At 74.2% G+C, this 13,512-nt stretch carries 12 protein-coding genes; 10 read left to right on the top strand and 2 right to left on the bottom strand.

Going from position 1 to position 13,512, the window contains the following annotated elements; all coding sequences use genetic code 11:
• Positions 1–78: 78 nt before the first annotated feature.
• Genes AB0P07_RS25425 through AB0P07_RS25405 form a run of 5 tightly spaced genes read left to right on the top strand, consistent with a single transcriptional unit; the run spans position 79 to position 5,498 of the window.
• The gene (locus AB0P07_RS25425) at positions 79–1,362 is read left to right on the top strand and encodes an FAD-dependent oxidoreductase (protein WP_365554405.1); all 1,284 of its coding nucleotides are present in this window, start codon (positions 79–81) and stop codon (positions 1,360–1,362) included.
• The gene (locus AB0P07_RS25420) at positions 1,359–2,102 is read left to right on the top strand and encodes a DUF1365 domain-containing protein (RefSeq protein WP_365554402.1); all 744 of its coding nucleotides are present in this window, start codon (positions 1,359–1,361) and stop codon (positions 2,100–2,102) included. Before AB0P07_RS25425 ends, AB0P07_RS25420 begins: the two co-directional genes overlap by 4 nt.
• The gene (locus AB0P07_RS25415) at positions 2,099–3,385 is read left to right on the top strand and encodes a cyclopropane-fatty-acyl-phospholipid synthase family protein (protein WP_365554399.1); all 1,287 of its coding nucleotides are present in this window, start codon (positions 2,099–2,101) and stop codon (positions 3,383–3,385) included. The genes AB0P07_RS25420 and AB0P07_RS25415 overlap by 4 nt, the downstream gene beginning before the upstream one ends.
• A complete protein-coding gene (locus AB0P07_RS25410) occupies positions 3,382–4,686 on the top strand; it encodes a cyclopropane-fatty-acyl-phospholipid synthase family protein (RefSeq protein ID WP_365554396.1) in 1,305 nt (434 codons plus the stop codon). Before AB0P07_RS25415 ends, AB0P07_RS25410 begins: the two co-directional genes overlap by 4 nt.
• Entirely contained in the window at positions 4,683–5,498 is an 816-nt protein-coding gene (locus AB0P07_RS25405; RefSeq protein WP_365554394.1) for a DUF1295 domain-containing protein, read from the top strand. The genes AB0P07_RS25410 and AB0P07_RS25405 overlap by 4 nt, the downstream gene beginning before the upstream one ends.
• Positions 5,499–5,537: 39 nt before the next feature.
• Here the strand turns inward: AB0P07_RS25405 and AB0P07_RS25400 are convergent, their stop codons facing one another.
• Positions 5,538–6,296, bottom strand: coding sequence for an anti-sigma factor (locus AB0P07_RS25400; protein ID WP_365554391.1), 759 nt, complete (start codon positions 6,294–6,296; stop codon positions 5,538–5,540).
• Complete coding sequence (locus tag AB0P07_RS25395; RefSeq protein WP_365554389.1) at positions 6,296–6,880, bottom strand: sigma-70 family RNA polymerase sigma factor; 585 nt, start codon at positions 6,878–6,880, stop codon at positions 6,296–6,298. The genes AB0P07_RS25400 and AB0P07_RS25395 overlap by 1 nt, the downstream gene beginning before the upstream one ends.
• 329 nt (positions 6,881–7,209) lie before the next feature.
• On the opposite strand from AB0P07_RS25395, the gene AB0P07_RS25390 reads away from it, so the two are divergent.
• The 5 genes from AB0P07_RS25390 to AB0P07_RS25370 all read left to right on the top strand — a co-directional run bounded on the left by AB0P07_RS25390 (position 7,210) and on the right by AB0P07_RS25370 (position 13,510).
• Positions 7,210–7,731 carry an N-acetyltransferase gene (locus tag AB0P07_RS25390; RefSeq protein WP_365554386.1) on the top strand — a complete coding sequence of 174 codons (522 nt, stop codon included), beginning with the start codon at positions 7,210–7,212 and terminating at the stop codon, positions 7,729–7,731.
• Between the two features lie 246 nt (positions 7,732–7,977).
• Entirely contained in the window at positions 7,978–8,997 is a 1,020-nt protein-coding gene (locus AB0P07_RS25385) for a LacI family DNA-binding transcriptional regulator (protein ID WP_365554382.1), read from the top strand.
• Between the two features lie 48 nt (positions 8,998–9,045).
• On the top strand, positions 9,046–10,644 hold the full coding sequence (locus AB0P07_RS25380) for an FAD-dependent oxidoreductase (RefSeq protein ID WP_365554379.1): 1,599 nt from the start codon (positions 9,046–9,048) through the stop codon (positions 10,642–10,644).
• A gap of 101 nt (positions 10,645–10,745) precedes the next feature.
• On the top strand, positions 10,746–12,875 hold the full coding sequence (locus AB0P07_RS25375; protein ID WP_365554376.1) for a hydantoinase/oxoprolinase family protein: 2,130 nt from the start codon (positions 10,746–10,748) through the stop codon (positions 12,873–12,875).
• Positions 12,872–13,510, top strand: a complete 639-nt coding sequence (locus tag AB0P07_RS25370; protein WP_365554373.1) for a hypothetical protein — start codon at positions 12,872–12,874, stop codon at positions 13,508–13,510. The genes AB0P07_RS25375 and AB0P07_RS25370 overlap by 4 nt, the downstream gene beginning before the upstream one ends.
• The last annotated feature ends 2 nt before the right edge of the window (positions 13,511–13,512 follow it).

Here is a 13,512-nt window from a genome sequence, read left to right as displayed (position 1 = left end):
ACTGCTCCAATCCGCCCGGCCCACGGCTCCGGATTACCCAGGCAAGCGTTGATCACAGTGGGGTGGAGGAGCAGCGACATGTCGCGAGCGTCAGGGGAGGGGGCACGCCGTACCGCCGTCGTCGGCAGTGGAGTGGCGGGGCTGACCGCAGCGTACGTACTGGGCCAAGCCCATCACGTGACCCTCTACGAGGCCGACGACCGCCTCGGCGGGCACGCCCACACCCACGAGCTGCCTGCGTCCGACGGCCGGGTGCACCAGGTCGACTCGGGGTTCATCGTGCACAACCGCCGCACCTACCCGAACCTGCTGCGCCTCTTCAGTGAACTCGGCGTGGTCACCCAGGAGTCGGAGATGAGCATGTCCGTGCGGTGCGAGGGCTGCGGCCTGGAGTACGCCGGCGCCCGTGGCCCCGCCGGACTGCTCGCCCGCCCGCGCAACGCCCTGAACGGGCCCTACCTGCGCATGCTCGCCCAGGTGCCCCGCTTCCACCGAGCCGCCCGCCGACTGCTCGGCGGCGGCGCGGCCAACCATGACCTGACCCTGGGCGATTTCCTGGACCGCGAGGGTTTCACGCCGTACTTCCGGGCCCACTTCATGACGCCCGTGGTGTCCGCCGTCTGGTCCTGCGACGCCGCCACCGCCCTGCGCTACCCGGCCGCCTACCTGTTCCGCTTCCTAGACCACCACGGCATGCTCGCCGTCGGCGGCTCCCCGGTGTGGCGCACGGTCACCGGCGGCTCCCGCTCCTACGTCGACCGGATCGCCGAACGGCTGCCCGACGTGCGCACCGCCACCCCGGTCCGCTCGGTGTCCCGGCACGCGGACGGCGTGGACGTCACCGCCGCCGACGGCACCACCGACACCTACGACGATCTCGTCATAGCCGTCCACCCGGACCAGGCGCTGAAGCTGCTGGCCGACCCGACGCCCGACGAGAAGGAGGTCCTGGGCGCCTTCCGGTACTCGCGCAACGCCACACTCCTGCACACCGACACCGCCCTGCTGCCGCGCTCGCGCGGAGCCCGGTCCTCCTGGAACTACCTCCTGCCGTCCTGCGACGCGGGCGCCGACCGGGTCCGGGTCAGCTACGACATGAACCGGCTGCAGCGCCTCGACGCGGTCGACACCTACGTCGTCACGCTCGGCGGCGAGGACCGGGTCGACCCCGGCCGGGTGCTGGCCCGCATGACCTACGAACACCCCGTCTACACGCCTGAGTCGGTGGCCGCCCAGCACCGCCTGCCCGAACTGCGCACCGCGGTCACGGCCTACGCCGGCGCCCACCACGGCTGGGGGTTCCACGAGGACGGCTGCCGCTCCGGGGTGGAAGCCGCCGCGGCCCTCGGAGTGACCTGGTGACCCCCACCGCGACGGCAGGCCCGGGCCTCTACCCCTGCGAGATCGGGCACATACGCCTCGACCCGATCCGGTACACCCTGCGCCACCGCACCTACATGTGGCTCGTCGACCTCGATCACCTCCCGGAGCTGCCGCTCCCGCTCCGTCCGTTGGCCGGCTTCCGGGCTCGCGACCACTTCACCGGCGACGCCCCCTCGCTGCGGGCCGGCCTGGAGCGCTTCCTCGCCTCCCGCGGTGTCGACCTGGAGGACGGCCGGGTGCTGATGCTCACGCACGCCCGCGTCCTCGGACACGTCTTCAACCCGCTGACCTTGTACTGGTGCCACGGTCCCGACGGCACACCGCGCTGTGTGGTCGCCGAGGTGCACAACACCTACGGCGAACGCCACACCTACCTGCTGACTCCCGACGAGGCGGGCGTCGCGCACGCCGACAAGGACTTCTACGTCTCCCCGTTCCTCCCCGTCGACGGCGCCTACCGCATGCGCCTCCCGCCTCCCGCCGCCCGCCTCGAACTGACCGTGCGTCTGGACCGGCCCGGCGCCCGGCCGTTCACCGCGACCGTCCGGGGCACCCGGCGCGAGGCGACGCCCGGCGCCCTCCTGCGCCTGGCCCTGCGGCACCCCCTGTCGACCCTCGCGGTGTCGGCCGGCATCCGCCGCCACGGCATCCGCCTCTACCTGCGCGGCCTGCCCGTCCAGTCGCGCCCGACTCACCGCACCACGGAGAAGACCACATGACCGCAACCCACCCACACCCCGCCGCAGCGACCCCCGTCCCGTCGGGTCGCGGCACCCCGGTCGACCCGTACCGCTGGCCCGACGTCGCCGCCCCGCCCCGGACCTCCCGGATCCGCCGCGCCACCACGGCCGCCGTCCTACGCCGCGCCCTGCACCGGCTGCAGCTGCGGGTCCGGTTCGCCGACGGCGATACCGTGGGCCTCGGCGGTCCGCTGGTGGAGGTGCACGACCCGGACGCCTTTCGCGGGCGGATCGGTGCGCAGGGCCTCATCGGCTTCGGCGAGTCCTACATGGCCGGCGAGTGGGACGCCCCGGACCTGGTCGGCGCCCTCACCGTGCTCGCCGCCAACGCCGCGCAGCTGGTCCCCGCCCCGCTCCAGCGGCTGCGCGGCCTGTGGCACCAGCGACAACCCGCCGCCCGCCGCAACACGCCCGAGGGCGCGCGGGACAACATCAGCAGTCACTACGACCTGTCCAACGACCTGTTCGCCCTCTTCCTCGACGGCACCCTCAGCTACTCCTCCGCCGTCTTCCCCGCCTTTCCGGCCCGCCGCGAGTCGCTCGCCGCCGCCCAGCAGCGCAAGGTCGACCGGTTGCTCGACCTCGCCGGGGTCGGCGACGGCACCCGGCTCCTGGAAATCGGCACCGGCTGGGGCGAACTCGCCCTGCGCGCCGCCGCGCGCGGCGCCGACGTCACCTCTCTCACCCTCTCCCGCGAACAGCGCGACCGCGCCCTCGAACGCGTTCACGAGGCCGGTCTCGCCGACCGGGTCCGGGTCGAACTGCGCGACTACCGCGAGGAGAACGGCACCTACGACGCGATCGTCAGCGTCGAGATGATCGAGGCCGTCGGCGCCGAGTTCTGGCCGGTCTACTTCCGCACCCTCGACGAGCGCCTCGCCCCCGGCGGCCGGGCCGCCCTCCAGGCCATCACCATGCCGCACGACCGCATGCTGGCCGCCCGCCACACCCACACCTGGATCCAGAAGTACGTCTTCCCCGGCGGCCTGATCCCCTCCACCGACGCGATAGAGGCGACGGTCCGCGACCACACCGGCCTGCGCGTCGCCCGCCGCGACGCCTTCGGCGCCCACTACGCCGAGACCCTGCGGCTGTGGCGTGAACGGTTCACCGAAAGCGCCGCCGAGGTCGAGGCCCTCGGCTTCGACGAGACCTTCCGGCGCCTGTGGACCTTCTACCTCGCCTACTCCGAGGCCGGCTTCCGCGCCGCCTACCTCGACGTCCAGCAGTACCTGTTGACCAAGGAGGGCCCCGCCCGATGAGCACCGTCCGCACTGCCGGGACCGGCGCCGCCCACCGGCTCGCCGTGCTCGTCGAGAACGCGCTCGGCGGCCCGCTTCCCGTCCGGCTGCGCGCCTGGGACGGCTCCGAGACCGGACCCGCCGACGGCCCCGCGGTCGTCGTCCGCTCCCGGCGCGCCCTGCGCCGCCTGCTGTGGCAGCCCGGCGAACTGGGCCTGGCGCAGGCCTACGTCACCGGCGAACTGGACGTCGAGGGCGACCTGGCCGACGGCCTGCGCCGGATGTGGGCGGCCACCCGCGAACGCCGGCTTCACCCGCACCGTCCCACCCCGGCCGACCGGGCCCGCGCGGTCGGCACCGCCGTACGCCTCGGCGCCGTCGGTCCGCGCCCCCCGACGCCCGCCTCCCAGGCCCGGCTGCGCGGCGGCCTGCACACCAAGTCCCGCGACCGCGCCGCCATCAGCCACCACTACGACCTCTCCAACGACTTCTACCGCCTCCTCCTCGACGAGACCATGGCCTACTCGTGCGGAGTGTGGGCGGACGAGACCGCCGACGACGCCGACGCCCAGCGGACCAAGCTGGAGCTGATCTGCCGCAAACTGGGCCTCACCGCCGGTTCTCGGCTGCTCGACATCGGCTGCGGCTGGGGTTCGCTCACCCTGTACGCGGCCGAACGGCACGAGGCGCGGGTCACCGCCGTCACCCTCGCCACGGAGCAGGCGGCGTACGTCCGCGAACAGGTGCGCGAGCGCCGCCTGGAGGACCGCGTGGAGGTCGTGTGCCAGGACTACCGCGACATCACGGGCGGGGACTACGACGCCGTCTGCACCGTCGAGATGGGCGAGCACGTCGGGAACGCCGAGTACCCGGCATTCGCCGCCGCCCTGCACCGCAGGGTCCGCCCCGGGGGGCGCGTCCTGGTCCAGCAGATGTCCCGGGGACGCGACGCACCCGGCGGCGGCGCCTTCATCGAGGCGTACATCGCACCCGACATGCACATGCGTCCGCTGGGCGGGACGGTCCAGCTCCTGGAGGACGCCGGCCTCGAAGTGCGGCACGTCGAGTCGCTGCGCGAACACTACGTCCGCACGGTCGCCGCCTGGGAACGCACCCTCAAGGAGCGCTGGGACGAGTTCGTCGCGCTGGTCGGCGAGGAGACGGCGCGGGTGTGGCGGCTGTATCTGGTGGGCGGGGCGCTCGCCTTCGAGGAGCGGCGGATGGGCGTCGACCAGATCCTGGCCGTGCGGCCCACCGCCGAGGGAGTCAGCGGCATGCCCGCGACACCGGGGGAGTGGTACGAGCGGCTGGACCGCCCGTGAGCGGCTTCCCGTGGGGCGTGTTCGCCGTGGGTCTCGGCTGGGCCGCGGGGGCCGCGTTCGCCGTCATGCTGGCCACCTTCGCCGTCGCCGTGCGCAAGGGCGTGCACCGGGTCGTGGACGTGGCCTGGGGGCTCGGCTTCGCCGCCGTCGCCCTCGTGGCCTGCGTGGTCGCGGCGGCGGCCGGGGAGGGCGACGCGGGCCGCCGGGCGCTGGTGGGGGTCCTGACCGCCGTGTGGGGTCTGCGGCTGGCCGCGCACATCGCGCGACGCGGCCGGGGGCATGGCGAGGATCCGCGCTACGACGCGATGCTCGCCAAGGCCCCCGCCAACCGGAACCTGTACGCCCTGCGCATGGTCTACCTGCTCCAGGGCGCCCTGGTGTGGCTGGTGTCGCTGCCGGTGCAGGCCGCCGCGTACGGGCCGGGTCCGCTGTCGGCCCTGGCCTGGGCCGGGGCTGTGCTGTGGGCGGTGGGGCTGGCCTTCGAGGCCGTCGGGGACGCCCAGTTGGCCCGGTTCAAGGCGGACCCGGCCAACCGGGGCCAACTCATGGACCGCGGCCTGTGGAGCTGGACCCGGCACCCCAACTACTTCGGTGACTTCTGCGTCTGGTGGGGCCTGTTCCTGGTCGCCTGCGACGCGGGCCTCGCCGCCGCCGCGGTGTCCGTCGTCTCCCCGCTGGTGATGACGTACCTGCTGATCGGCGGCAGCGGGAAGCGGCTGCTGGAGCGGCGCATGGCGGGCCGGCCGGGATGGACCGCCTACGCGGCGCGCACCAGCGGCTTCTTCCCGCGTCCGCCGCGCCGGCTGGCGTAGGACTCGGCAGGGGGTGAGGGCCGTGACCCCCACCCCCTGTCAGGCCGGCATGCTCATCAGCGCGATCGGGTCCGACGTCGGCTGCTTCGAGCCACCGGCCGGCTCGACCGTGATGCCCACGCCCGCCGCACCGTCGACGGCACCCTCCATCAGCACCGCCTGGCTGGTGTCGTCACCGGGGTCCATCAGCCCGGCCGGGCGCATCGTGCCGTGGTCGTCGAACCAGAGCTGGTAGACCTTGCCCGGTGGGGCTTCCGCCATGCCGGAGGCCAGGAAGACCGCCCGGTCCAGGCGTTCGGAGACGACCAGTGTCCCGCTCGCTCCGTCGGCCAGTCGTGCCGTACGCGACTCGGCGTCCGGTGCGGCCAGCACCCCGGCGAGGGTCTCTGCCCGCCGCTCGGCCTGCGCGGCCCGCTCCCCGGCGTCCTGCGCCCGCTCGTACTGCCACACCGCCGTGCCGCCGAGTCCCGCCGCCGCGGCCAGGCAGGCGGCCAGCGCCCAGCGGGCCAGTCCGCGTCCCCGGGGCACGACCCGGCGCGCGGCCTTCTCCACGGTGCCGCCGCCCGGCGGGATCTGGCGCACGGTGGTGATGCGGTGCAGCACACGTTCCCTGAGCGCGGTGCCGGGCACGACCGTCGCGGCCAGCCCCAGCCGGGCCGTCGCGGCGGCGAACTCCCTGGTCTCCTGGTGGCAGTCGGCACAGTCCGCCAGATGGCGCTCGAAGGCGTCCCGCTCGTCGTCGGACAGGGCATGCAGGGCGTAGGCGCCCGTCAGGCTGTGCAGGTCCTCGGTGCGCATCACGCGCTCACCCCCAGGCAGTCGCGAAGCCGGATGAGCCCGTCGCGCAGCCGCGTCTTGACCGTGCCGAGCGGCAGCGCGAGCGCCTCGGCCACCTGCCGGTAGGTCAGGCCGCGGTAGTAGGCGAGGGTCACGGACTGGCGCTGGATCTCGGTCAGGGTGCGCAGACAGCGCCGCACCTGCTCCCGCTCCAGCCGGGTCTCGACCTGTTCGGTCACCTCGTCGTACTCGGGCGTCCGGTCGAGCAGGGCGGCCTTGTGGTCCCGGGCCGCGGCGGCCTCCACCGACCGGACCCGGTCCACGGCCCGCCGGTGGGCCAGGGTCAGGATCCAGTTGACCACCGTGCCGCGCTCCGGCCGGTAGCGGGGCGCCGTGCGCCACACCTCGACCAGCACCTCCTGCGCCACCTCCTCCGACTGGGCCTGGTCGCGCAGCACCGCCCGGGCGACCCCGAGCACGGACCCCGCCACCGCGTCGTACACGACGGCGAAGGAGTCCTGGTCGCCCAGGGCCACCTCACGGATCAGCTGCTGCAGATCGGGCCGGGCGGATGGGTTTCTGCCGATGTGTACGGCTTCCTTCACGACGGTTGCTCCAAAAGAACGCGACGAGGTGGGGGTGTCCCCGCGTAATCCGAGGCAGCACCGCCCGCGGATTGGTCAGGGGCCGGAGCGAGTCGCGGTGACCTCGCCCGACGCACACCCTCGCACGGTGAGGGGCGGGTAGAGTAAATGCCGTTCGCGTTCGATCGGGCTCCAGAGGAGCGGGACGACAGGGAGGTGAGGTTGATGACCGTGCTCGACGCCGCCCGTCGCGATGCCCGGATGTCCCTCGCGGCCTCCCTCGCGTCCCGAGCGGCGGCCTGACCCCGCCTCCCACGAACGCCAACCTCAGAAACGGATTCTCATTCCGCATGTCCTTTTTCCGTTCTTCCTGGAACACCCGCGCCGAGACCGGCGCCGACGTCCCCGTCATCCGTGACATCGTCCGGGCTGCCTTCCCCACGCCGGAGGAAGCCGCCCTGGTCGACGCGTTGCGCGCCGACGCCGGGGCGTGGATCGAGGGGCTGTCCCTCGTCGCGGTGGACGACGCCGGCCGTCCGGTCGGCCACGCCCTGCTGACCCGCTGCCACATCGGGGACAGCCCGGCGCTGTGCCTGGCGCCCGTCGCCGTGCGGCCCGAGCACCAGAGGACCGGTGCCGGCACGGCCGCCGTCCGGGCCGCGCTCGCCGCCGCCGAGCGCCTCGGCGAGCACCACGTCGTCGTCCTCGGACACCCGGAGTACTACCCCCGCTTCGGCTTCGGCCGGGCCTCCGCCCACGGCATCGGGCTGACCGTCGACGTCCCGGACGAGGCACTGATGGCCCTCACCCTGGACGCCGCCCACCCGCTGCCCGCGGGCACCGTCCGGTACGCGGCGCCGTTCGGCATCTGATCCGACCCGCCGGGTGGCGGCGGGAGCCTCTTCCGCCGCCACCCGGCATTTCCTCGGCACAACCCCTTGACCCGACGCCCGCGGTCCTTCACATTACTTGTTAATGCGCATTAGGTAATGCGCATTAACAGCTCACCGACGGAGCGACGGAGAGGAGTGGTGGTGGCGAAGGAAGCCGCAGGGCGGGCCAGGCCTGGGAGGGCCCCCGCGCCGGCCGGTCGCCGGGCCCGGCCGAGGCAGGCGGAGGTGGCCAGGCTCGCCGGTGTCTCGCAGGCGACGGTGTCCCTGGTGCTGTCAGGGCGCGACATCGCGACGGGCCGGCCGATCTCGGCGGACACCCGCGCGAAGGTCCTGGACGCCGCCCACAGCCTCGGCTACGTCCCCGACCCCGCCGCCAGCCGCCTCGCCGCCGCCCGCAACAACCTGCTCGGTGTCTTCAGCTTCACCGCGACGTTCCCGACCGACGTCCGGCACTCGTACTACCCCTTCCTCGTCGGCGTGGAGCAGGAAGCCGCCGCGCAGGGCTACGACCTGGTGCTGTTCACCGGGTCGAGCACCGGGGGAGCGGGCGCCGGGGGAGCGGGCGCGCTCAACCGGGTACGGCTCGCGGACGGCTGCCTCTTCCTCGGCCGCCACGCCCCCGCTGACGAACTGCGCCGACTGGTCGCCGACGGCTTCCCCGTCGTCCACGTCGGCCGGCGCGACGAACCGGAGGGCCTCGCCTGGGTGGGTGCCGACTACGTCAGCGCCAGCCGCGAGGTCGTCAGTGCGCTCGCCGGGCTGGGCCACCGGCGCGCCATCCTCGTCCGAGAGGACGACGACGCCCCCGCCTCCACCGACCGTGAACGCGGCTTCCTCGACGGGCTCGCCGACAGCGGCCTGCCGGCCGGCCCCGAGGCCGTGTTCCGCTGCGGCGACCCGCGCGGCGACCTCACCGCCGACCGGGTCCGTGCCTGGGTGGCCGACGGCGTCACCGCCTTCGTCGCCGAGGAGACCGACACCGGCGCCGCCTGGCGGGCCCTGCGTGCCGCCGTCGACGCGGCGGGCCTGGACTGTCCCGGCGAGGTGTCGCTCGCGCTGCTCGGCAGTCCGCCCGCCGACCTCGCGGACCAACCCGCGCCGATGGGCTTCGACATCCCGCGCCCCGCGCTGGGCGCCGAGGCGGTACGGCTGCTCGCCGCCCGCATCGCGGGCGGGCCCGCCGAAGGGACCCTCGTCGCCTGCGCCTTCAGACCCGGCGCGACCGCGGGGCCGCCCGCCTCCTGAACCGACCGCACCCCACCGCACCGACCGCACCCCCCAAGGAGCAACAGCGTGATACCGGAACCCGACATCCTCGTCGTCGGCGGCGGCCTCGGCGGCGTCGCCGCGGCGCTCGCCGCCTGCCGGGCCGGCCGCAGCGTCGTCCTGACCGAGGAGACGGACTGGATCGGCGGCCAGCTCACCAGCCAGGCCGTGCCGCCCGACGAACACCCGTGGGTCGAACAGTTCGGCACCACCGCAACCTACCGTCGCCTGCGCGAAGGCATCCGGCAGTACTACCGCCAGTGGTATCCGCTGCGCGCCGAGGCCGCCGCCCTCACCGACCTCAACCCGGGCGCCGGCCGGGTGAGCAAGCTCTGCCACGAGCCGCGCGTCGCACTCGCCGTCCTGGAGGGCATGCTCGCCCCGCACCGGGCGGCCGGGCGGCTCACCGTCCTCACCGAGCACCGGCCGGTGGCCGCCGAGACCGACAACGATGTCGTACGCGCCGTCACCTTGGAGGACCTCCGCGACGGCACCCGCCGCACCGTCCCCGCCCGCTACGTCCTGGACGCCACCGAGACCGGCGAACTGCTCCACCTCGCCGGGGTAGAGCACGTCAACGGTGCCGAGTCCCGGGCCGAGTTCGACGAACCGCACGCCCCCGACGAGGCCCAGCCGGGCAACCAGCAGGGCATCACCGTCTGCTTCGCCCTCTCCCACCACGAGGGCGAGGACCACACCATCGACCGGCCCGCCGACTACGCCTTCTGGCGCGACTACAAGCCCGACTTCTGGCCGGGACCGCTGCTCGGCTTCGAGGCCCCCGACCCGCGCACCCTGGAACCGGTGCCGCGTACCTTCGTGCCCAACCCGGACCTCGACCCGCTCGCCGTCAGCGCCGACCAGAGCGCGGACGCCGGCGACAAGGAGCTGTGGGGCTTCCGCCGCATCCTCGCCCGCAAGCTGCACACCGAGGGCGCCTTCGACTCCGACATCACCCTCGTCAACTGGCCGCTCAACGACTACTGGCTCAAGCCCTACATCGGTCAGGAGGCCGAAGCCCTGCGCGAGGCGCGGCAGTTGTCGCTGTCGGTGCTCTACTGGCTGCAGACCGAGGCGCCCCGCACCGACGGCGGCACCGGCTTCCCGGGGCTGCGGCTTCGCCCCGACGTGACCGGCACCGCCGACGGCCTCGCCAAGGCGGCCTACGTCCGCGAGTCCCGCCGGATCAAGGCCGTCACCACCGTCACCGAGCACGACGTCTCCATCGACCTGCTCGGCCCCTACGGCCGCACCCGCCACCGCGACTCGGTGGGCGTCGGCAACTACCGCATCGACCTGCACCCCTCCACCGGCGGCGACGGCTACGTCGACATCGGCTCCGTGCCCTTCGAGGTCCCGCTCGGCGCTCTCGTCCCGCGCCGGGTACGCAACCTGCTGCCGGCCGGCAAGAACCTCGGCACCACCCACATCACCAACGGCTGCTACCGCCTGCACCCGGTGGAGTGGAACGTCGGCGAGGTCGCCGGCGCCCTCGCCGCCCACTGCCTCGCCGAGGACGTCGAGCCGCACCAGGTGCAGGCCGAGGACAAGAGGTTCGAGGAATTCGCCGGGGTGCTCGACCGCGACGGCGTACAGCGTCACTGGCCCGACGTCAGGGGCTACTGAACGACCCCGCGCGCGGCGCGAGTTCGGGCGGGGCAGCACCACCTGCCCCGCCCGGTGACCGCCCGCGTGCGGACCGACCCAGCACAAGGAGGTGCCCGGACATGACCACCCACCGCATCCGCGTCGGCATCGACGTGGGCGGAACCTTCACCGACGCCGTGGCGGTAGACGCCACGACGCTCCGGCTCGTGGGCCAGGTGAAGGTCCCCACGAGCCACCATCACGAGGACGGTGTCGCACACGGCATCGTCGAGGCACTCGACCGGCTGCTGACACAGACCGGGCACGCACCCGCCGACGTGGCCTTCCTGGCACACGGCACGACCCAGGCTACCAACGCCCTGCTGGAGGGCGACGTCGCCACCGTAGGTCTGCTCGGCATCGGCACCGGTGGCGGAACGTACTTCACCCGCAGACTCGCCACCCTCGCCAAGCTCGAACTCACCCCGGGCAAACGGCTCCCGCTGCACTACGCCCACGTGCCCGACCCCGACGACGCCCCCGCCGTACGGGCCGCCGTCGACCGGCTCACCGCTGCAGGAGCGCAGGCACTGGTCGCCAGCGAACCCTTCGGCGTCGACCGGCCCGAGGGCGAGGAGGCGGTCGCCGAGGCGGCGCGTACCACCGGCCTGCCCACCACCGCCGCGCACGAGATCACCTCCCTGTACGGGCTGCGCAAGCGCACCCGCACCGCCGTCGTCAACGCCGCGATCCTGCCGCGCATGCTGGCCACCGCCGACCTCGTCGACGCCTCCATCACCAAGGCCGGTGTCACCGCACCGCTCATGGTGATGCGCTGCGACGGGGGAGTGATGTCTTTGGACGAGATGCGCCGCAGGCCCCTGCTGACCGTGCTGTCGGGACCGGCCGCCGGGGTCGCGGGCGCGCTGATGCAGGAACGCGTCAGCGAGGGCGTGTTCCTGGAGACCGGCGGCACCTCGACCGACGTCAGCGTCGTCAAGCGCGGCAAGGTCGCGGTACGGCACGCCGTGCTGCTCGGGCAGACCTCCTACCTCAACGCCCTGGACGTGCGCACCGTCGGCGTCGGCGGCGGCTCCATGGTGCGCGTCTCCGGCGGCCGGGTCACCGGCACCGGCCCGCGCAGCGCGCACATCGCCGGGCTGCCGTACGCCTGCTACGCCGACCCGGCGGACCTGCGGGACGCCAGGCTGACCACCATCAGCCCGCTGCCCGGCGACCCCGCCGACTACGCCGTCCTCGACGCGGCGGGCGGCCGCTTCGCGCTCACCATGACCTGCGCCGCCAACGCGCTCGGCCGGGTCCCCGAGGGCGACTTCGCCCACGCCGACCCCGACACCGCCCGCGCCGCGCTGGCCCCGCTCGCCGCCGCCCTCGGCACCGACGTGGACACCGCGGCCGCCCGGCTCCTGGACGCCGGCACCGACCAGGTGAAGTCCGTCGTGGACGACCTCGTACGCGAGTACCGCCTCGACACCGACACCGCCGTCCTGGTCGGTGGTGGCGGCGGCGCCGCCTCGGTCACCCCGCACCTGGCCGCCCGCACCGACCTGACCGGCCGCATCGCACAGCACAACGAGGTCATCAGCCCCATCGGCGTCGCCCTCGCGCTGGTCCGCGAACAGGTCGAGCGGATCGTGCCGGGCGCCACCCAGGAGCAGATCCTCGCGGTCCGGGCCGAGGCCGAGCGCGCCGTGGTCGAACAGGGCGCCGCCGCCGACGGCGTCGAGGTCGAGGTCACCGTCGACCCGCAGACCAACGTCGTGCGCGCCATCGCCACCGGCGCCACCGAACTGCGCACCCAGGACCGGGCCCACCGCGCCGACGACGCCGAACGCCTGCGGCTGGCCGCCACCAGCCTCAAGACCGACCCGTCGAAGGTGCACGTCCTCGCGGGCACCCCGGCCCACACCGTGTACGGCACCGAGGTCCACCGACGCTTCCGGCCCGTACGCCATCCGGTGCGCGTCGTCGACGCCGACGGGGTCGTCCGCCACCACGCGCCCGACGCCCGGGTCGAGGCGACCACCGTCGCCGCCGCCCCCGAGGTGCTCGCGGGGCTCGTCGCCGAACACACCTCCTACGGCGACGGAGGCGTGCGCGCCCCCGCGGTGCGCCTGCTGCTCGGCTCCCGCATCGCCGATCTCTCCGGAGTCCTCGACCCGCAGCCGCTGCTCGCCCTGGCCCGCAGCGAACTGCGCTCCCGCGCCGCCGACGAACCGGTGGTCGCCGTACTGGAGGTGCGCGAATGAGCGTGTCACAGGTCCCGGTGGCGGCCGACCTCGCCGCCACCGACGACATCGGCTGGGCCGTACGCCTGCTGGCCGCCACGCCGACCCACGAGCACCGCGACCCGGAACTGCTGCGCCGGTGGGCGCGGGCGGCCGACGCGTTCGGCTCCGCCCTGGCGCCCGTCGCGTGCCGGGCACGGATCGTGGAGCGCGACGGCGGAGTGGAACTCGGGCTGCTCGCCCGGTACACCTCCAGACCGCCCACCGTCGAGCTGTACACGGACACCATCGACCTCGCCGAACGGGTCGTCGACGCCCGCGGCTGGCGCGACTGGTACCCGCCCGGCTCGGTCCGGGCGGCCGCCCTCGCCCACGAGGCGGTGCACGTCCACCTTCACCACGGCCCCGCGAAGGCGGCCCTGAAGCGCGCCCTCGGGCACAGCGCCCTGCGCCTGGGCCGGCTGCGCGTTGCCGGCCACGTCGCCGGCGCCGAGGAAGTGGCCGCGCACGCCTATGCCCGCACCGTCTGCGGACTCGGCCGCAGCCCCCTGCTGCTGACCGCCGCCCTGGCCGCCGAGACCGAGGCCGAGACCGGGGCCGGGACGGCTCCCGGGACCACCCCACCACCCGCACGTGACGCAAGAAGAGAGAACTGACC

It is taken from the genome of Streptomyces sp. NPDC085944 (assembly GCF_040686295.1).
In the GTDB taxonomy this organism is placed as follows: domain Bacteria; phylum Actinomycetota; class Actinomycetes; order Streptomycetales; family Streptomycetaceae; genus Streptomyces; species Streptomyces salinarius.
This window is presented reverse-complemented; position numbering and strand designations above follow the sequence as displayed.